The 21831-nt window shown below is 31.6% G+C and carries 17 protein-coding genes; 9 read left to right on the top strand and 8 right to left on the bottom strand.

The window, feature by feature from the left end:
• Window positions 1-11 precede the first annotated feature (11 nt).
• Window positions 12-860 carry a pantoate--beta-alanine ligase gene (gene panC / locus BWR22_RS01755; RefSeq protein WP_198033386.1) on the bottom strand — a complete coding sequence of 283 codons (849 nt, stop codon included), beginning with the start codon at window positions 858-860 and terminating at the stop codon, window positions 12-14.
• 173 nt (window positions 861-1033) lie between these two features.
• On the opposite strand from panC, the gene BWR22_RS01750 reads away from it, so the two are divergent.
• The 7 genes from BWR22_RS01750 (at window position 1034) to BWR22_RS01720 (ending at window position 12064) form a co-directional block, all read left to right on the top strand.
• The gene (locus tag BWR22_RS01750) at window positions 1034-1840 is read left to right on the top strand and encodes a glycogen/starch synthase (protein WP_076731725.1); all 807 of its coding nucleotides are present in this window, start codon (window positions 1034-1036) and stop codon (window positions 1838-1840) included.
• A 19-nt stretch (window positions 1841-1859) separates the two neighbouring features.
• Window positions 1860-3575 (top strand): DUF4270 domain-containing protein, encoded by a 1716-nt coding sequence (locus BWR22_RS01745; protein ID WP_198033385.1) that lies wholly within the window; start codon window positions 1860-1862, stop codon window positions 3573-3575.
• A 6-nt stretch (window positions 3576-3581) separates the two neighbouring features.
• The gene (gene glmS, locus BWR22_RS01740; protein ID WP_076731723.1) at window positions 3582-5429 is read left to right on the top strand and encodes a glutamine--fructose-6-phosphate transaminase (isomerizing); all 1848 of its coding nucleotides are present in this window, start codon (window positions 3582-3584) and stop codon (window positions 5427-5429) included.
• Between the two features lie 179 nt (window positions 5430-5608).
• Window positions 5609-8371, top strand: a complete 2763-nt coding sequence (locus BWR22_RS01735) for a TonB-dependent receptor (protein ID WP_076731722.1) — start codon at window positions 5609-5611, stop codon at window positions 8369-8371.
• 2 nt (window positions 8372-8373) lie between these two features.
• The gene (locus tag BWR22_RS01730) at window positions 8374-10017 is read left to right on the top strand and encodes an SGNH/GDSL hydrolase family protein (RefSeq protein ID WP_076731721.1); all 1644 of its coding nucleotides are present in this window, start codon (window positions 8374-8376) and stop codon (window positions 10015-10017) included.
• A 167-nt stretch (window positions 10018-10184) separates the two neighbouring features.
• Window positions 10185-11693, top strand: coding sequence for a F0F1 ATP synthase subunit beta (atpD, locus tag BWR22_RS01725; protein WP_076731720.1), 1509 nt, complete (start codon window positions 10185-10187; stop codon window positions 11691-11693).
• Window positions 11694-11770: 77 nt separating this feature from the next.
• Window positions 11771-12064 (top strand): F0F1 ATP synthase subunit epsilon, encoded by a 294-nt coding sequence (locus BWR22_RS01720; RefSeq protein WP_076731719.1) that lies wholly within the window; start codon window positions 11771-11773, stop codon window positions 12062-12064.
• 67 nt (window positions 12065-12131) lie between these two features.
• Here BWR22_RS01720 and BWR22_RS01715 read toward each other — a convergent pair whose 3' ends face one another.
• From BWR22_RS01715 to metG, 6 genes are all read right to left on the bottom strand, one after another.
• On the bottom strand, window positions 12132-12572 hold the full coding sequence (locus tag BWR22_RS01715; RefSeq protein ID WP_076731718.1) for a LexA family protein: 441 nt from the start codon (window positions 12570-12572) through the stop codon (window positions 12132-12134).
• 134 nt (window positions 12573-12706) lie between these two features.
• Window positions 12707-14830 carry a Tex family protein gene (locus BWR22_RS01710; RefSeq protein ID WP_076731717.1) on the bottom strand — a complete coding sequence of 708 codons (2124 nt, stop codon included), beginning with the start codon at window positions 14828-14830 and terminating at the stop codon, window positions 12707-12709.
• Between the two features lie 83 nt (window positions 14831-14913).
• On the bottom strand, window positions 14914-15621 hold the full coding sequence (locus tag BWR22_RS01705) for an OmpA family protein (RefSeq protein WP_076731716.1): 708 nt from the start codon (window positions 15619-15621) through the stop codon (window positions 14914-14916).
• A 6-nt stretch (window positions 15622-15627) separates the two neighbouring features.
• The gene (locus tag BWR22_RS01700; protein ID WP_076731715.1) at window positions 15628-16101 is read right to left on the bottom strand and encodes a lipocalin family protein; all 474 of its coding nucleotides are present in this window, start codon (window positions 16099-16101) and stop codon (window positions 15628-15630) included.
• A 132-nt stretch (window positions 16102-16233) separates the two neighbouring features.
• A complete protein-coding gene (locus tag BWR22_RS01695; RefSeq protein ID WP_076731714.1) occupies window positions 16234-17658 on the bottom strand; it encodes a hypothetical protein in 1425 nt (474 codons plus the stop codon).
• A 2-nt stretch (window positions 17659-17660) separates the two neighbouring features.
• Window positions 17661-19739 (bottom strand): methionine--tRNA ligase, encoded by a 2079-nt coding sequence (gene metG / locus BWR22_RS01690; protein WP_241828217.1) that lies wholly within the window; start codon window positions 19737-19739, stop codon window positions 17661-17663.
• 71 nt (window positions 19740-19810) lie between these two features.
• Here metG and BWR22_RS01685 point away from each other — a divergent pair, with 71 nt between their 5' ends.
• Window positions 19811-20815, top strand: coding sequence for a S66 peptidase family protein (locus BWR22_RS01685; RefSeq protein WP_198033384.1), 1005 nt, complete (start codon window positions 19811-19813; stop codon window positions 20813-20815).
• Window positions 20816-20872: 57 nt separating this feature from the next.
• Complete coding sequence (locus BWR22_RS01680) at window positions 20873-21232, top strand: YraN family protein (protein WP_076731712.1); 360 nt, start codon at window positions 20873-20875, stop codon at window positions 21230-21232.
• An 89-nt stretch (window positions 21233-21321) separates the two neighbouring features.
• On the opposite strand, the gene lysM is transcribed toward BWR22_RS01680, so the two are convergent.
• On the bottom strand, window positions 21322-21807 hold the full coding sequence (lysM, locus tag BWR22_RS01675) for a peptidoglycan-binding protein LysM (protein ID WP_076731711.1): 486 nt from the start codon (window positions 21805-21807) through the stop codon (window positions 21322-21324).
• Between the last annotated feature and the right edge of the window lie 24 nt (window positions 21808-21831).

Below are 21831 nucleotides of genomic sequence, written 5' to 3'. Positions count from 1 at the left end.
TGCAAAGGTAATTAATTAAGTGCTAAATTATCTATTAATCTTATGTCATCTGCATAGGCAGCAACAAACGCACGATAGGTTTTTGTTTTAGATTTTCTTTTTACTGGCTTTAGGGTTTCAACATCTGCAATTATAAAGTATTCTAATTCTAATAATTTATTTTTAGCAAATTGCTTCTCTGCCCATTCCGTAACTTCTTTAGCACTTTTTGTGCCAAACTTTTCTTTGGCAGTACTTAAAGTTTTATAAATAAAAGGAGCTTCATTTTTATATTCTGGTTTTAATCTTGCATTTCTAGAACTATATGCCAAACCACTGTCTTCTCTAAAAATTTCGCATCCTTTTACAACTACTGGTATATTATATTTTTCGACCAATTTTTTAATAATTGCTAATTGCTGAAAATCTTTTTCACCAAAATAAGCATTATTCGGAGTAACAATTTCAAAAAGCCTTTTAACAATGGTGCCTACACCATCAAAATGACCTTGCCTAAACATCCCTTCCATTTCAAATTCTAAACCATCAAAACTAAATTGTTCTGCTTTTGTATTACCTTCGTAAATATCGTCTACACTTGGCGCATAAACTAAAATATTTTTAGATACGGTTTTTAAAAGAGACACATCATCATCTAAAGTTCTTGGATATTTTTTTAAATCATCAGCATTATCAAACTGTGTAGGATTAACAAAAATACTAACCACACAAACATCATTTTCTTTTAGTGCTTTTTTAACTAAAGACAAATGACCTTTGTGTAAAGCGCCCATAGTTGGGACAAAACCAAAAGTTTTTCCTTTTAATTTCTCTGTAGAAATATGGTCTTGTATTTTAGATTTTTGGGTGAAAATTGTCATTTTTAATATAAAATTAACGCTTGCAAACATAATATATTAGTCGCAATCTGCATAAATTTTTGTACTTTTGCGTGTTTTTTAACTTTACTTTTTTGTGTTTAATTACTTTTTAAGTGTTTTATATGAGGAAATTAAGAGATAAAAACAAAGTATAAATCGAATAAAACTAATGTATGAAAGATAAGAGAATATTATATGTGTCGTCTGAAGTGGTACCCTATTTACCTGAAACTGAGATTTCATCTATGTCATTTGAAACTCCAAGAATGGTAAACCAACAAGGTGGACAAATTAGAATATTCATGCCTAGATATGGGAATATTAATGAAAGAAGACACCAATTACACGAAGTAATTAGACTTTCTGGAATTAATTTAGTTATTAACGATTTAGATATGCCGCTTATTATTAAAGTTGCCTCAATACCAAAAGAACGTATTCAGGTATATTTTATAGATAACGACGAGTATTTTAAAAGAAAAGCAACATTAACAGACGAAGATGGAAAATTATTTTCTGATAATGATGAACGCGCCATTTTCTTTGCAAAAGGAGTTATAGAAACTGTTAAAAAATTAAATTGGTCACCAGATATTATTCATGTTCATGGATGGCTTGCTTCCTTACTACCACTATATTTAAGACAGTTTTATAAAGACGAACCATTATTTAACGAAAGTAAAATTGTAACATCTGTATACAATCAAAGTTTTGAAGACACGTTAAATAAAGACCTTATTAACAAAATAGCTTTTGATAATATTGATAAGAGCACAATAAAAACTCTAGAAAAACCTACTTACAACAATTTAATGAAGGTTGCTATTGATAATTCTGATGCCTTAATAATTGGTTCTGAAGAAATTCCTGAAGAATTAAAAGAATATTTAGACAAAGCAGACAAACCTGTTTTAGATTTTAAAGAAAAAGACGAATTTGCTGAAGCTTACACAACTTTTTACAATGAAAGTGTTTTGTAACACACGAAGAAAAAATTTTATGAAAAAAACAATTAAAAGCCTAAAGTCTATAACTGTTCTTGGCTTAATTTTAGTAATATCTATATCTTGCGATAAAGACTTTACAAATATTGAAAGTGACATTCAAGGTGTAAAAAACTTTGATGCCACAAGTAAACTTTTCCCATTTACTGCTAAAACACAAAATTTCACACCTTATGCTGCAAATCCAGCAAGCGATTTAATTGGTGTTAAAACGAATAATTTAAACGGAAACCTTTTTGGTATATACACAAACCCAACCGCAACTTTTGGAACAACTGTAGCAAACGTTATTACACAAGTAGCGCCAACCGAATATAATCCAGATTTTGGAGACGAAAATAGAACTGTAGAATCTGTATGGTTAAACATACCTTATTTTTCAACTTTAGAAAGCACAGACGAAGATGGTAATAATACTTATACTTTAGATTCTATAATTGGAGATACAGATCAAAAATTTAAACTATCAATATATAGAAGCAACTATGTATTAAGAGATCTAGATCCTAACTCAGACTTTCAAAATGAGCAGTATTATTTCTCAAATCAAGGTGGACTATTTGAATCTAATTTAACTGCTGCAGATTTAATTTACGAAGATGATGAATTCGTTATCAGTGACGAAGAACATAGGATGCCAGAATTAAATGACGATGGAAGCGTAGTAATTGTTGATAATGTAACTCAAATCGAAGAACGTTTTATTCCAGGAATTAGAGTAAATCTTTTAAAAAACAATCCAGACGATGCAGATAATAGCAACAGAACATTTTGGGAAAATATTTTCTTTGCCAATCAAGGAAACGAGGTTTTAAGTACCGAAAGTAATTTTAAAGATTTCTTTAGAGGAATAATTATAAAAGTTACACCTATAGACAATGTAAACCCAAAAGGAAGCCTAACTTATTTAAATTTTAGTGATGCAAATCTTCTATTCGACTATACAAACCAAGAAGAAATGGACGAGGAAGAAGATGACGATGACATTGTAGATAGAGAACCAACAGTTTATACTTTAGAATTTAACGACAACATAGTAAATACATTTGAGCAAACAAATACAGAAAATCACGATGGTGATGAAGATAACCTTTACCTAAAAGGCACAGATGGCTCAATGGCTACAATAGAATTATTTTCTGGTAATATTGAAAATGATGAAGGAGAAATGGTTCCATCTTTAGACTATTTTAATAGCAAAAAAGACGAATGGATAATCAATGAAGCAAATTTAGTTTTTTATGTAAATAAAAACCTATTAAACAGTAGCCGAGAAGAAAAAGATGAACCTAATCGTTTAACACTATACGATTTAAAAAACAACTTACCTATAATCGATTATTTTATAGATGCCACTACTAATACAACAGAACCAGAGCTATCTAGAACAGAATTCTCTGAAGTATTACAAAGAGACAGCGACAACAAAGGTGAACGTTATAAAATAAGATTAACAGCACATGTAATTAATATGCTTAAAAGAGACTCTACTAATGTAAAATTAGGATTGTTTATTGCAAATAATGTAAACGTTATTTCCGAATCTAAAATTCAAGGTTTAAATGGAGATGATGACGATAGTACGTTAGATGTCGTACCAAGCACAAGTGTTTTAAGCCCAAAAGCAACAATACTTCACGGTTACGATAATAATGAAGATACAGAATTTAGAGCAGAATTTGAAATTTTTTATACAGAACCTGAAAATTAAAAAAATATGTGTGGTATAGTTGGCTATATTGGTAAAAAAGAAGCGTATCCTGTTATTCTAGAAGGATTAAAAAGATTAGAATATAGAGGGTATGATAGTGCAGGTATTGTATTATACGATGGAGAAAATTTAAAATTATCTAAAACTAAAGGAAAAGTTTTAGACTTAGAAAATAAATTTGCGGAAGAAACAAGCACAAATGGATCAGTAGGAATTGGTCATACACGTTGGGCAACTCATGGTATTCCTAACGACGTTAATTCTCATCCACATTATTCTAATTCTGGAGATTTAGTAATTGTGCATAATGGAATTATAGAAAATTATGCTTCTATAAAACAAGAACTTTTAAAAAGAGGCTATACTTTTACTTCAGATACAGACACAGAGGTTTTAATAAACCTTATAGAAGATGTAAAAAAGAATGAAAAAGTTAAATTAGGAAAAGCAGTACAAATAGCACTAAACCAAGTTGTTGGAGCATATGCAATTGCTGTTTTCGATAAAAATAAACCAAACGAAATTGTTGTTGCAAAACTTGGTAGCCCATTAGCTATTGGTGTTGGAGACGGAGAATTTTTTATTGCAAGTGACGCTACTCCTTTTTTAGAATATACTAAAAAAGCCATTTATTTAGAAGATGAAGAAATGGCAATTGTACGTTTAAAAAAAGGTATAAAAATTAGAAAAATTAAAGACGATTCTTTAGTTGACCCATACATTCAAGAGCTTCAACTTAATTTAGAACAAATAGTAAAAGGTGGTTATGATCACTTTATGCTAAAAGAAATCCATGAACAACCGGTAGCAATTAAAGATACTTACCGTGGTAGATTATTAGTAAAAGAAGGTATTATTAGAATGGCCGGAATCGATGATAATCTTGAGCGTATATTAAACGCAAATAGAATTATTGTAATTGCATGTGGTACCTCTTGGCATGCTGGTTTAGTTTCAGAATATATTTTTGAAGATTTAGCTAGAATTCCTGTCGAAGTAGAATACGCTTCAGAATTTAGATATAGAAATCCAGTTATTACAGAAAAAGACGTTGTAATTGCTATATCCCAATCTGGAGAAACTGCAGATACTCTAGCAGCAATTAAATTAGCAAAATCTAAAGGAGCCTTTGTTTTTGGTGTATGTAACGTTGTTGGATCATCTATTGCAAGAGAAACTCACGCTGGTGCATATACTCATGCTGGACCAGAAATAGGCGTAGCATCTACAAAAGCATTTACTACCCAAATTACTGTTTTAACATTAATTGCTTTAAAATTAGCAAAAGAAAAAGGAACAATTTCTAAATCAGAATTTCAGCATCATTTACAAGAATTAGAGCTTATTCCAGACAAAGTTGAAAAAGCATTATTACAAGATGAGCACATTAAAAAAGTAGCTGAAACTTATAAAGACGCAAAAAACTGTTTATACTTAGGTCGTGGATATAATTTTCCAGTAGCCTTAGAAGGAGCTTTAAAACTAAAAGAAATATCATACATCCATGCAGAAGGTTATCCTGCCGCAGAGATGAAACATGGTCCTATTGCTTTAATCGATGAACAAATGCCAGTTTTTGTTATTGCAACAAAAAAAGGACATTATGAGAAAGTAGTAAGTAATATTGAAGAAATTAAATCTAGGTCAGGAAAAATAATTGGTATTGTTACAGAAGGAGATGTGGATGTAAAAAATCTTGCAGACCACGTTATTGAGGTTCCTGAAACAATTGAGTCTCTAACTCCACTACTTACCACAATACCTTTACAGTTATTGTCTTACCATATAGCTGTAATGTTAGATAAAAATGTAGATCAACCCAGAAATTTAGCTAAGTCTGTTACGGTAGAATAGCATTTCTATTCAAAATATCAAATACTTAATAATCATCATTATAATTTATGTAATTCGTAAATTATAGTGGTGATTTTTTTGTTTTTTTTATTATGCACGCATAATTTCTATTAACTTTTTTTTAAGATATACTTAAAAAACGTATATTGGCTCTTAAATAAATTAACTAAATCTAAAAAATGAGAACAATCTTATCTATTGTATTGTTGTTTTTTTGTGCGCTAACTTTTGCGCAAACAACAATAACTGGTACCGTTATGGACAATAACGGCTTACCTATTCCGGGCGCAAATATAATAGTAACAGGAACATCTTCTGGAAACGTTACAGATTTTGATGGAGGATTTACACTTTCAACAGATAGTAATCCACCATTTTCAGTACAAGCTAGTAGTGTTGGTTTTTCTACAGAAGTCATGGAGGTTACTGCAAACAATCAAAAATTAAATTTTGTTTTACAAGAAGGAAGTATTCTTGATGAAGTTGTTCTTTCTGCTTCTAGAACTCCTGAGCGTATTTTCGAATCTCCAGTTACAGTAGAACGTTTTGGACTTAAAGAAATTAAAAATACTGCATCTGCAGATTTCTATGATGGATTAGAAAACCTTAAAGGTGTAGATGTTAATACAAATAGTTTAACGTTTAAATCTGTAAACACTCGTGGATTTGCAACATTTGCAAACACTCGATTTATGCAATTAGTAGACGGAATGGACAACTCTACTCCTGCACTTAATTTCCCAATTGGAAATTTAGTTGGTATGATTGAAACAGATGTACAAAGTGTAGAACTTCTACCAGGAGCATCTTCTGCCTTATATGGTGCAAATGCCTTTAACGGTATTTTATTTATGAGAAGTAAAAGCCCTTTCGATCACCAAGGAATAAGTGCATCTTTTAAAAGAGGTATAACGTCTCAAGAAGCTGCCGGAGATAATCCTTATACAGATGTTGGAGTAAGAATAGCTCATAAATTTTCAGATAAATTTGCAGCAAAGGTAAACTTCGGTTACTTAAAAGGAACAGATTGGGCTGCAACTAGCGAAGTAGATAAAATAGATCCTACAAGAACACGTGCTAATACTAACTACGACGGTATTAATGTTTATGGTGATGAGGTATCTACAAATATTAGAGCTGCTTCAGGACTTGGTTTTATTCCAGATGTAGTAGTAAGTAGAACTGGATATAACGAACGTGATTTAACAGAGTATAATGCACAAAGTATTAAAGCCGATTGGGGACTTTATTATAGACCAATAGAAGACAATAGTTTAGAGATTTCTTATGTTGGAAAAGTTGGTACAGGTACTACAATTTATCAAGGAACAAATAGATATAATATTGATGGTTTTTTTCAGCAACAACACAAATTAGAAGTTAAGAATGATAACTTTTTTATAAGAGGATACGAAGTTTCTGATAAAGCTGGAGATTCTTACGATATGGTGTTTACTGGAATTAATATTAACAGAGCTTGGAAAAGTGACGAAGACTGGTTTGGCGATTATATTGCTAGATATGCAGAAATTGAATTATCAGGAAACCCATTAGGTTTATCAACTCAACAAAAACATGATGCAGCCAGAGCTGCTGCAGATACTGGACGTTTTTTACCTGGAACGCCAGAGTATAAAGCTGCTTTCAATAGAAGTATTAATGATCCAGACTTAAGTACAGGTTCAAAATTTCAAGATGCCTCTAAATACTTTCATAGTGATGCAAATTATAATTTTAGTCACTTAATTGACATTGCAGAAATTCAAGTTGGAGCATCTTATAGAAAATACAACTTAAATTCTGGAGGAACAATCTATACAGATAATGATGGCCCAATAGAATATTCAGAATTTGGAATCTATACTCAAATTCAAAAAGATTTTGAATTTAATGAAGACATGAGTTTAAAACTTACAGCTTCTGGTCGTTTTGATAAATCCGAATTATTTGATGGGTTTTTCTCTCCAAGATTATCTGCTGGTTTAACTATAAATAGAGATCACAATATTAGAGCCTCTATTCAAACTGGATTTAGAAACCCAACAACTCAAGATTTATTTATTGGTTTAGATGCAGGTAGAGCTATATTAGTTGGTTCTGCTCCAGAAAACTTAGATAGATATGTTAGAACTTTTGGAGTAAGTCAGGTAGGTCAAGATCAATTTGGACAAGCATCAACAGTAACACAAACAGGTGCTAATGCATATAATAACTCATACTCTGCTAATTCGGTTACAGATTTTGCAAATAGTGGAAATCCTGCGTTATTAGAAGTTGCAAATCCAGATATTATTAAGCCAGAACAAGTAACTTCTATGGAAATAGGTTATAGAGGAAAGTTCAATAAATTAATTGTAGACTTTAGTACTTACTATAACAAATACAAAGATTTTATTTCTCAGGAAGTTGTTGTTGCTCCTTATTATGGTGTTGCTGGTGACAATGGTTTATCTTTAGCTGCTATTGCCAATGGAGATTTCCAAACTTATAGCGCTTACACAAACTCTGAAGCAGATGTAAACTCTTATGGTGCCTCTTTAGGTTTATCTACTAAAGTATTTAATGGTTTTGATTTAAGTGGAAGTTACACATTTACAAAACAGGATTTTGACAGTGAAACATATCCAGATTTCCAAACAAATTTTAATACTCCAGAACATAAATTTAAAGCTTCTTTTGGCCATACAGAGGTATTTAAAAACTTCGGATTCAATGTAGCATATAGATTTAGCGATGATTATTTTTGGGAAGCAACATTTGGAAATGGTATAGTACCAGAATTTCATACAATAGATGCTCAGTTAAACTATAAAGTACCAAGCTTAAAATCTGTAATTAAAGTAGGAGCTACAAACCTTACTGGTAACGAATACTTTACTGCATTTGGAACAGGATTTATAGGATCTATGTACTATGCATCATTAACAATTAATAACTTATAATAATGAAAACATTTAAAAACTTAAAATATTTAGGACTTGTTGCTTTAGCTATAAGTATTACAGCGTGTAATAAAGAAGAAGACTTTGAAGAATTTTTAGACCAACCACCTGTTGAAGAAGCTGCTTTACCAGCTTTAACTTCTGGTGATGCAGATTTTTCAAACTACGTAGCAATTGGCGCATCATTTACTGCAGGATTTACTGATGGTGGTTTGTTTATTGCAGGACAAGAAGATTCTTTTCCTAACACATTATCAAAACAATTTGCAAAAGCTGGTGGCGGAACCTTTACACAACCCTTAATGGATGATAATACTGGAGGTATTCTTGTTGGCGGTACAGTTGCCAGAGGATATAGATTTGTATTTGGAGGAGCTGGACCAGTAGCATTAGACGATTTTTTAGCAAGCCAAGGCGCTCCTGTTCCACCTATAACAACAGAAGCTGGAGTAAATATAGGAAGTGATTGGAATAACTTTGGTATTCCTGGTGCCAAAAGTTGGCACTTAGTAGCTCCTGGTTATGCAGCTGCAAATCCTTTTTATGCAAGAATTGCATCTAGTGCATCTGCTACTGTTTTAGGAGACGCTGTAGCACAAAACCCAACCTTTTTTACTTTAAGTGAAGTTGGAGGAAACGATGTTTTAGGATACGCTCTATCAGGAGGAGAAAGTGATACTACTGCAGAAAATTACGATCCAATTACACCTGTTGCAACTTTTGACGACGCATTAAATGCTTTAATTGCAGGATTAACTTCAAACCCAAACACTAAAGGAGCTGTTGGTAACGTACCAGATATTACAAGCCTTGCTCACTTTACAACAGTACCATACAATCCATTAGAGCCTTCTAATCCAGATTTTGGTCCTCAAATTCCATTATTAAATTCAATATTTGGAGCATTAAATCCAATATTTAATGCTGTAGATCCAAGTAGAGCAATTGTATTTTCTGAGACTGAAAACAGTCCAGTAGTTATTTTCGATGAAAATTTAGCAGATATATCAGCTACAATAACAAATGCATTAAGTTCTAGCCCTACTTTTCCTGCGTTTATTGCACAATTTGGATTACCACCAGCCGCTGCAGATACAGTAGCTGCTCTTTTGGGTAGTACTTATGGACAAACAAGACAAGCAACAGAAAATGATTTATTTGTTTTACCAAGTTCTTCAATAATAGGAACTGTAAATAATGCAAATGTAGCTATACTTATGGGACAAGGTTTACCACAAGCATTAGCTGGACAATTTTCAGTAGAAGGTGTAACTTTACCATTAGCAGATAAATGGACATTAACACCACAAGAACAACAAGAAATTGCTACTGCTACTGCAGCTTATAATTCAAGTATTTCTTCTATAGTATCTAGTAACGGATTAGCTTTAGTAGATTTAAATACTATATTAAATCAAGCGGCTTCAGCTGGTATTCAATTTGATGATTACAACATGAATACATCATTAGTATTTGGCGGATTAGTTAGTTTAGATGGTGTACATTTAACTGCAAGAGGCTACGCATTAATGGCTAATTCATTCTTAGACGCTATTGACACTACATATGGTTCTAACTTTAGAGCTTCAGGAAATGTTGCTAAAGCAGATGATTTTGGAGTAAACTACTCTGCATTGTTACCATAATTAGTAAAAAAAAGAATATTTAAAAACGCCTTCAATATGGAGGCGTTTTTTATACTTAAAAAAGCTTTAAAAACAACTTTTTTTTAAAATAAAAACACCTATCTTTGCACGCGAAAACCGAAGGTGTTTTCAAACAATTAAATCGCATAATATTAAATAGATAAGTAATGTCAAAAGTTACAGGTAAAGTTGCACAAATAGTAGGTCCAGTAATCGATGTAGAATTCGGAGCTGGTGCTGAACTTCCAAAAATTTACGATTCATTAGAAATTAACAAGCCTGATGGTTCAAAATTAGTACTAGAAGTACAATCTCACATTGGTGAAGATACTGTACGTACTATTGCCATGGATTCATCTGATGGTTTAAGTAGAGGAACAGAGGTTAACGCTACTGGAGCTCCAATACAAATGCCAATTGGTGGTGATGTTTACGGACGTCTATTTAATGTAATTGGAGATGCAATTGATGGTTTAGGAGATTTACCTAAAGCTGGTGATGCTGGATTACCAATCCACAGAAGTGCACCAAAATTTGAAGATTTATCAACATCTACAGAAGTTTTATTTACAGGTATTAAAGTAATTGATTTAATTGAGCCTTATGCAAAAGGAGGTAAAATTGGATTATTTGGTGGTGCCGGAGTAGGTAAAACAGTATTAATTCAAGAATTAATTAACAATATCGCAAAAGGACATGGTGGACTTTCTGTATTCGCAGGAGTAGGTGAAAGAACACGTGAAGGAAACGATTTACTTCGTGAAATGTTAGAGTCTGGTATTATTAAGTATGGAGATGACTTTATGCATTCTATGGAAGAAGGTGGATGGGATTTACAAAAAGTAGATAAATCTGCTATGAAAGATTCTAAAGCAACTTTCGTATTTGGACAAATGAATGAACCACCTGGAGCTCGTGCTCGTGTAGCACTTTCAGGATTAACTATAGCAGAATATTTCCGTGATGGAGCTGGAGACGGACAAGGAAAAGATGTACTTTTCTTCGTTGATAACATCTTCCGTTTTACACAAGCTGGATCTGAGGTATCTGCCTTATTAGGTCGTATGCCTTCTGCCGTAGGTTACCAACCAACATTAGCAACAGAAATGGGTGCGATGCAAGAACGTATTACATCTACTAAAAAAGGTTCTATTACATCTGTACAAGCAGTATACGTACCTGCAGATGATTTAACGGATCCTGCACCAGCAACAACCTTTGCACACTTAGATGCAACAACAGTATTATCTCGTAAAATTGCAGAGTTAGGTATTTATCCTGCCGTAGATCCATTAGATTCTACGTCAAGAATTCTTACTGCAGATATTTTAGGTGATGAGCACTATAACTGTGCACAACGTGTAAAAGAGTTATTACAACGTTATAAAGAATTACAAGATATTATTGCCATATTAGGTATGGAAGAATTATCTGAAGAAGATAAAATGGCTGTAGGTAGAGCAAGACGTGTACAACGTTTCTTATCTCAACCATTCCACGTAGCAGAGCAATTTACTGGTATTCCTGGTGTATTAGTAGATATTAAAGAAACTATTAAAGGTTTTAATATGATTATGGATGGTGAGTTAGACCACTTACCAGAAGCTGCATTTAACCTTAAAGGTTCTATTGAAGAAGCTATTGAGTCTGGAGAGAAAATGTTAGCAGAAGCGTAAATTAGTTAGCAGTGTTCAGTATTTCGGTCCTTAATGCGACTGCAAACTGCAAACTGCAAACTGCAAACTAAAAGAATATGTATTTAGAAATTGTATCACCAGAAGCAACTTTATTTAGTAGTGAAGTAGATGCTGTTACTGTACCAGGGATAGATGGTGAGTTTCAGATGCTTAATAATCACGCAGCTATTGTTTCTGTTTTAAAAGAAGGTGTTATAAAAATAAACACACACACGCAAACTCATCTTGTTTTTGATGATTTACATGGAAGTGTTACGCCACATCCAGATGATAATAAAGTTTTAACTGTAAAAATTAATTCTGGAACATTAGAAATGAAAGATAATAAAGCAATCATTTTAGCAGATTAATTCATTAATAATATACAAAAAACGCGAAACTAAAGTTTCGCGTTTTTTTATGCTTAAATTTTAAATATTATACTTTTTTAATAACGTTTGTTACGATTCCCCAAATAAGAAAATTATTCTCTTCAGTAATATTTATAATAGGATAATTAGGGTTTTCTGGTTGTAACCAAACCTCGTCTTTAGTCACTCTTAAACGTTTTACAGTAAATTCTCCATCTAAAAAGCAAACTGCTATTTTATTATTTTCTGGTTCTAAACTACGATCAATTACTAACAAATCATTATCATCCAATCCTGCACCAATCATAGATTGACCACTAACTCTGGCATAAAACGTAGTTTCTTTGTTTTTTACTAGCTCCTCGTCTAATGATAAATGTTGTTCATTAAAATCTTCTGTAGGAGAAGGAAATCCAGCTGAAATTCCTGTATCGAAAAAATGTCCTGCTAAACCATCTACAACTTCTGGTGTATAAAATGTTAAATTACCTTGTTTATGAGCTATCATAATATGTTCAAATTAATAATTTTAAATATAAATAAAACATTTTAAAAGCTAACACGTTTTATTCTACTGTATAAAGATAGGCATAACTGTTATAAATACAATTACTTAATTTTAATCAAGGTATGGTTCTACAATTATTTTTTATGTAATTTTAATTGAATACGCTTTCTAGAAACATCTACTTCTAACACTTTTACTATAATTTGTTCGTGTAAATGCACATGTTCATTTACATCTTTTACAAACTCATCAGATAAATTGGACACGTGTATTAACCCACTTTCTTTAATTCCTATATCTACAAAACACCCAAAAGCTGTTATATTATTTACAATTCCTGGTAGTAATTGACCGGTATGTAAATCTGTTATAGACTTAATATTTTGATTAAAACTAAATACTTTAGCACTTTCTCTAATATCTAAACCAGGTTTCTTTAATTCTTTAATAATATCTTGTAATGTTAATAGCCCAATGGTTTGTGTTTCGTATTTTTTTAAATTAATTTTTTGTAAAATCTTCTCATTACCTATTAATTCTCCTAATGTAACACCTTCATCTTTAGCCATTTCTTCAACAACTTTATAACTTTCCGGATGTACAGAAGAGTCGTCTAGTGGGTTTTTAGCATCTTTAATTCTTAAAAAAGCTGCTCCTTGCTCAAAAGCTTTATCGCCTAAACGTGGAACTTTTTTTATATCTTTTCTAGATTTAAAAACACCATATTTGTTTCTATAATTAAATATGTTTTCGGCTAATTTTGGTCCGATACCAGATACAGAACTTAATAATGGAATACTTGCTGTATTTATGTTTACACCAACAGCATTTACACAATTTTCGACTACAACATCTAACTCTTTTTGAAGCTTATTCTGGTCTACATCGTGTTGATATTGACCTACACCAATGGACTTTGCATCAATTTTAACAAGTTCTGCTAAAGGATCTTGCAAACGACGACCAATAGAAACCGAGCCACGAACTGTAACATCATAATTTGGAAACTCGTCTCTTGCAATTTTTGATGCCGAATATATACTTGCTCCTGCTTCGCTAACTACAAATACCTGAATGTTATTTTTAAACTGAATTTTTTTTACTAAAGCCTCTGTTTCACGTGAAGCTGTTCCGTTTCCAATAGCAATGGCTTCAATTTTATAAGCTTCGGCTAAAGACGCTATTTTTTTTATTGCAGCAAAACTATCATTCTTTGGTGGATGTGGATAAATAGTTTCGTTGTGTTCTAAACCTCCTTGAGCATTTAAACAAACTAACTTACATCCTGTTTTAAAACCAGGATCGATGGCTAATACTCTTTTTTCTCCAATGGGAGAACCTAATAATAATTGTTTTAAGTTTTTAGCAAATACGGTAATTGCAGCTTCATCTGCTTTTTCTTTAGCCTTACTTAAAGCTTCATTACTTAACGAAGGAAACAGCAAACGTTTGTATGCATCGGAAATGGCAAGCTCTATTTGATCTGCACACGTATTATTACTGCGTATAATTCTATTATCTATGCGTTCTAAAGCTCGAACATCATCAATATTAATTTTAACTCTTATAAACCCTTCTTTTTCGGCTCTTAATATTGCAAGTAATCTATGAGATGGTATGCGTTGCAAACTTTCGGACCAATCGAAATAATCACGAAATTTTTGTGCTTTTTCATCTTTAGCTTTTGTTTTTACAACTTTTGTTGATATTTGAGCATGTCTTTCTAGTTGATTTCTAAGTGAATTTCTAATATCTGTTCTTTCATTAATCCATTCAGAAATAATATGTCTTGCTCCTTCTAAAGCATCATCGACGTTTTTTATTTCTTTATTTATATATTTATAAGCTATAGATTCTATGTCATTAGCTTTTTGAGACATTATTATTTTAGCCAATGGTTCTAAGCCATTTTTTCTGGCTGTTTCTGCTTTAGTTTTACGTTTTTTCTTGTAAGGTAAATACAGGTCTTCAAGCGTAATTAAGTCTATACAACTTTCTATTTTTTGCTTTAATTCTTGTGTTAAAACATTTTGTTCTTCTAATGCTTTTAAAATGGCTATTTTTCTTTTTTCTAAAATTTCAAATTGTTCTTTATATTTAACAATATCTCCTATTTGAACCTCATCTAAATTACCTGTTGCCTCTTTTCGATAACGCGAAATGAAAGGAACTGTACAGTCCTCGTTTAACAATTTAATCGTATTTTTTACAGACGATTCATTTAACCTAGTGTGAGATATAATATATTTTAAAAGCATAAAAAAAGACCTTATATTTTAAAAATAAGGTCTTGTAATATATTAACTCTGCTTAATTTTCCGAAGAAAAAATAAAAGATTTTTTAGTTTTCACCTGCTTCTTTTTTAGCATCATTTTTCATTTTTTCGTTTGGTAAAATAGCAATATTTACACGTCTATTTTTTGCTCTACCTTCTGCAGTACTATTATCGTTTGTTGGTTGTGCTTCTCCAAACCAGTTTGTAGTAAGTCTACCATTGCTTATACCTTGACCAGTAATATAATTTGTTACTGCATAAGCTCTGTTTTTAGATAACGTCATGTTGTTCTCCTCGCTTCCAACACTATCTGTATGCCCAACAACTAATATATTAGTATCTTGATATTCTCTAAGTACGTTAACTAACTTATCTAAAGTAGCTTGAGATGCTGCGTTTACATTATATTTTGCGGTATCAAAATATACACCACTATTTTCATCGAAGGTTACAACAATACCATCATCTACACGCTCTACAACTGCTCCAGGAATTTCCTCTTCAATTTTTTGAGCTTGTTTATCCATCTTATTTCCTATAAGCACACCAGCTCCACCACCAATAACACCACCAATAACAGCTCCTAATTCGCCATTACCTCCTTTACCTACGTTATTACCAATAATGGCTCCTAAAACAGCACCACCAGCAGCGCCTATAACACCACCTTTTTGTTTATTATTAGCATTTTTTGTTGCTGTACAGTTAGTAAATGATAATGCTAACATTAAAGCAAATGCAATACTTGATATTTTATATATATTTAATTTCATAGTTTTTTAAATTTTTGAAAAGTTCATATTAATTGTAAATGGTTCTCCATCTACACTTACCGTTTGTTGCCATTGCATACTTATATCTGACAATTGTGACAACTTCATTCTAAAACCTTGATTAGTTTCACTTTTGCCTTTAGCATCTGTTGGCTTTAATAAAAAATGATATAAGCCTGTAGTTTCATCTGTTTCCTGAATTGTAAAGATAAAGTTCCTGTCGCCTGTTGCACAGCTTCCATTAGTAATACTGTAAATTCCAGTATTATTATTTGGTATAAATTGCCATGTACTTTGCTCGAAACATTCTTTAGAAGTATCACCTAATAACGTGACATTATAAGTTCCTGACTTGCTATAATCTACAGAACTTAAAACCCACTCACCTTTTATAGTTTTTTTAGATTGTCTTACAACTTTTGTACCTCCACAAGACCATAAAAAAGTTGCTGTGAATAATAGTAATAATAGTTTTTTCATTTTGGTTATAAGTTTGATTTATTTAAAATTAATATTTAAAACTTTTATTAATATTAAAAAAAATACAATTAATAAATATTTAACTAAGTAGAGATCATGCAAATTAGAGATGCATTTAATAAGTGCTTAGAACTATTCGAAAGCATACAATTTAAATATGTCTGCTTTGTTATCTAAAGTTCCCAATACTAATTTGTCTTTATATTTAAAAACAGTTTGTAATTTGGCATTTTCAAGTTTATAAATAGTTTTAAACTTATCGATTTTATTAAAATCGTTCTGCGGTATCTCACCTATTTTATGATCTAAATCTGAATTAAACAGACATTCAATTCTAGTAGATTTAGTGTGAGTGTATGAGTTATATGAAGAATATATAATACCTGTTATAATTCCACCTATGGCTCCTCCACCTGCAACACTAAATGCTGGAGCTGTTTGCACTTGTTCACTTGCACCTAGTGTTACTACAAGATCGTTATCTTTCTCGTAAGCACAAATTCCTATTTTAGAAGCTGTTACTTTCCTCAAAAATTTTGAAGTTTTTTCTAATTCTCTATAGCTATCAAATTCTCCACCTTCTTGAATTATTGGTGTGTTTTTAAAGGTTATTGGTTGCCCTTTTTCAATTTTAAAAGCTTTAATTAACGTTTTTTCTTTTAGGTTATAAACAGTAAAATCCAGATGCTTGGTTGTTGAGTAGATGCTAAAAAAATAATTGTTTAAAATGTAAGAATTGGAATTAGAGCTCAAATTATTTTTTGAGTAATTTACATTCTCAAAAACATCAAAACTATTAGTGTTATTATTTAAATCAATTTTAAAAAAGTATGTGTATTTATCAAATAAGTTATTGGTAATTGTAAGTTTACCTTTTTTGTAATAAATCTTTGTAAACGCTGCTGTTTTTTCTAATGAATTAGGAATATCATTATCCACAATTTCTACAGTTGAATAAGAAGGATTACCAATTATTAAATCGTACAAATTATACTCGTAATCTTTATTTGTTTTAATACTGTACTGAGAAAAATCGAATGTTTTAGCACTTATCTTTTGATTGTCTACTAAATTATAAGTTCTAAAAATAGATTTTCTTTTATCTATAGTAAGAATATTAACTGTGTTATTGTCTACTAAAAATTCTAACACTTTTTCGTTGTCAAATTCAATCCCTAAATCATCATTAATGTTAAAAGATTTCTTTTTAATATCAATAGAAAGAGCACTAAAATGTGTGTTTCTAGAATTGCTAAAAAACAAAGTATAAACATTATTATTATAAATAGCGCCAACTAATAATTTTGCTTTTTTAGGTAGATTAACAGCATTAATAGAACCAATTAGTTCTTGGTTTTCGTTATAAAGCTTTGCAAATATTACTCTTCTTGCTTTAAAAAAAAGTGCTAATTCTTGAGTATCTGCATTAACTATTGGCAATACATCTTTAGGTGTATTAGCATCAGACTCTCTAGAGATATCGCTATCTATCCAACTGGTTTGAGAAAAAGAAAATGATGCTATAAAAAATAACATCAATACCAAATAGTTTTTCATGTTTAACTTATTGACGTTCCATTACTAACACCAGCTTCGCTTTCGCTAACCATAGTATCAGGATTTACAAACACTAGTTTCCCTTCTGGTGTTTCCGTCATTAAAATCATGCCTTCACTCTCTACTCCACGCAACGCTCTTGGTGCTAAGTTTACTAAAACAGTTACTTTTTTTCCAACAACTTCTTCTGCTGTAAAGCTTTCTGCAATTCCAGAAACTATAGTTCTAACATCTATTCCTGTATCTACTTTTAATACTAAAAGCTTTTTAGCTTTTGGCATTTTTTCAGCCTCTAAAATGGTTCCAACACGTAAATCTAATTTTGTAAAATCGTCGAAAGTAATAGTATCTTTTTGTGGCTCAACAACTTTATTAGCTGCTTCGTTAGCTTTTTTACTTGCTTCTAATTTATCTAACTGTGCTTGTATTTCGCTGTCTTCAATTTTAGAGAATAACAACTCTCCTTTTCCAATGGTATGGTTTGCTGGAAGTAGAATTTCTTTAGAAGTAATCTCACTCCAAGATGTTTGTAATTCTTCTGAAGATAAATTAAGAATATTTTTTAGTTTAGTTGATGTAAACGGCAAAAACGGTTCTGATAATGTTGCTAAAGCAGATGCAATTTGTAATGCAACAAACATTATTGTTTTAGTTCTGTCTCCATCTGTTTTAACAAGTTTCCACGGCTCTTCATCTGCTAGATATTTATTTCCGAGTCTTGCTAAATTCATTAATTCTTGAGAAGCTTCTCTAAAACGGTAGCGTTCTATAGAACTTTCTATAACACTTGGATACGCTTTAATTGCTGCCAAGGTTTCTTCATCTATAGTAGAAAAATCACTTGGAGTTGGTATTACACCGTTATAATATTTATTTGTTAATACTACTACACGGTTTATAAAGTTACCAAAAATGGCAACTAACTCGTTGTTGTTTCTTGCTTGAAAATCTTTCCAAGTAAAATCGTTATCTTTTGTTTCTGGAGCATTTGCAGTTAATGCATAACGTAATACATCTTGCTTATCTGGAAAGTCTTGTAAATATTCTGGTAACCAAACAGCCCAGTTTTTAGATGTTGATAATTTGTTGCCTTCTAAATTTAAAAACTCGTTGGCAGGAACATTATCTGGTAAAATGTAAGATCCTTCTGCTTTTAGCATAGCTGGAAAAATTATACAATGGAATACGATGTTATCCTTACCAATAAAGTGTACTAGTTTAGTGTCTTCATCTTTCCAATACGGTTCCCAATCTTTACCTTCTCTTGCAGCCCATTCTTTAGTTGCAGATATATAGCCAATTGGCGCATCAAACCAAACGTAAAGTACTTTGCCTTCGCCACCAGGTACCGGAACTGGGATTCCCCAATCAAGGTCACGTGTTACGGCTCTAGGTCTTAAGCCATCGTCTATCCATGATTTAACTTGACCGTAAACATTAGGTTTCCAGTCTTTTTTATGACCTTCAAGAATCCAATCTTTTAAAAACTGCTCGTGCTTATTTAGTGGTAAAAACCAATGTTTTGTTTCTTTTAAAGTAGGAACATTTCCTGTAATTGCAGATTTAGGGTTAATTAAATCTGTAGCATTATGGCTAGTTCCGCAATTTTCGCATTGGTCTCCATAACTTTCTTCATTACCACATTTTGGACATGTACCAACAACAAATCTATCTGCTAAAAACTGGTTAGCTTCAGCATCATACAACTGTTCTGATACTTCTTCTACAAATTCATTTTTATCATACAATGTTTTAAAAAACTCTGATGCTGTATCATGATGAATTTTAGCAGATGTACGTGAGTAATTATCGAAAGTAATACCAAAATCTTCAAAAGAATCTTTAATTATTTTATGATATCTATCTACAATTTGCTGTGGTGTAACGCCTTCTTTTTTTGCTTTAATAGTAATTGGTACACCATGCTCATCACTTCCACAAATAAAAGCAACATCGTTACCAGTTAAACGCTTATATCTTGCATAAATATCTGCAGGCACATAAACACCAGCTAAATGGCCAATGTGTATTGGTCCGTTAGTATATGGTAATGCAGCAGTAATTGTATATCTTTTTGACATCTTCTTTTCTTTTGAAGCCGTAAAAGTACACATTTTGATAGCCATTTAGAAAAAAAATGTACATTTACAACATGTCGAAAATTAGAATAATATTGTTTTTGTGTAGTGCTATTTTTCTATTTGGAAATACCAATGTAATTGCACAAAATAAAAATGAAAATAAATTGATACAACCACCTTATTTAAAAGCAGGCGATACCGTTGCTATTGTTGCGCCTTCAGGAATTTTAAAAAACAGAAATGATGAAGTTGCTCGCGCTAAAAAGCTTCTAGAAAGTTGGGATTTAAATGTTGTAATAGGTAATAATGTTTTTAAAAAAGACAATCATTTTGCTGGAACCGATGCAGAGCGCTGCGAAGATTTCCAGAAAGCATTAGACGATAAAAGTATAAAAGCGATTTGGAGCGCACGTGGTGGTTATGGTACTGTTAGAATTCTAGATAAACTAGATTATTCTAAATTTTTAGAGCAACCAAAATGGATTATTGGTTATAGCGATATAACAGCTTTACATAACCAATTACATACTATAGGAGTAGAAACAATTCACGGTATAATGTGTGTGAGTTTGCCTAATGATTTAAGTGAAATTGAAGAGAGTATAGAAACGTTTAAATCTGCAATTTTTGGAGCGCCTTTAGCATATACTTTAAAAGGTTCAACATATAATAGAGTTGGTACCGCTAAAGGACAGCTTGTTGGTGGAAATTTAACTATTTTGCATACTATGTTAGGATCTAACACTAGTATTGATGTGGATGGAAAAATATTATTTATTGAAGAAATTGGTGAGTATAAATACCATATAGACCGTATGTTACAAAGTATGAAACGCGCCGGTTATTTTGATAATTGTAAAGGTGTTATTGTTGGAGATATGAGTAGAATGAGAAAAAACACAACACTTTGGGGAAGCAGTGTGCAACAATTAATTTTAGATGCATTACAAGACTATAATTTTCCTATAGCGTTTAATATGCCTGCTGGCCATGAAGATGATAATAGAGCCATGATTTTAGGAAGAACAATAGAGTTAGTAGTAAAAAGTTCGCAGTCTACAATCACTTTTGAATAGTGATTTTTATAAGTGCTAAATGTTGCTAATTACGTAATAAAAACTATTTATTAATCTATGGCAAAACATAACGAATTAGGTAAAAAAGGAGAACAATTAGCAGTAGATTTTTTATTAGAAAAAGGCTATGAAATTGTAGAGCGTAATTACCGTTTTGATAAAGCCGAAGTTGATATTATTGCTAAACTTGAAGATATTTTAGCGATTATAGAAGTTAAAACACGATCGACTACAAATTATGGAAACCCTCAAGATTTTGTAAAGCCAAAACAAATACAACGTTTAGTAAAAGCAGTTAACGAGTACGTTATTGAAAACAAATTGGACGTAGAAGTGAGGTTTGATATTATTGCCATAGTAAAAGACAGTAAAAAATTTAATATAGAACATTTAGAAAATGCTTTTTATCATTTTTAGTGTTTTTTAAAGCAAAAAACCAGAATGTTTAATACATTCTGGTTTTTCTATAATATATAATCGGCTTATTTAAAGACGAAAAAAATATTTTAATCTAATTCAGGGATACGTAAAACTTGTCCTGGGTAAATTTTATCTGGATGCTCAAGCATAGGCTTATTAGCTTCAAAAATTTCTGGATATTTCATGGCATTACCATAGAATTTTTTAGCAATTTTACCTAAAGTATCTCCGCTTACTACAGTATGAAATTGAGCTTCTGGTTCTTTATGTTCAACCGTCATTTGGTCGTCTACAGTTGCAATACCGTTACTGTTTCCTACTACTAAAATTGCTTTTTCACGAGTGGCTTGATCGTATGCTTGACCAGAAATTGTAGCTGCATCGTCATCTATATGCACACTTAAACCTTCAACTTTTAAATCTAAGTCTCTAATTGTTTCTTCTAGTTTTCTTGCAGCAGCAGCTTCTTCTTTAAGTTCTGCGGCAGCAGCTTCTGCAGCTTCTTCTTTATCTGTTTTTCCGATGCCAAATACTTTAGCTCCTGCGTTTTTAATGAATGAAAATAATCCCATAATTGTATTTTGTTTTAATTAGTT

This window comes from Lacinutrix venerupis (assembly GCF_001971745.1).
Lineage (GTDB): Bacteria > Bacteroidota > Bacteroidia > Flavobacteriales > Flavobacteriaceae > Lacinutrix > Lacinutrix venerupis.
This window is presented reverse-complemented; position numbering and strand designations above follow the sequence as displayed.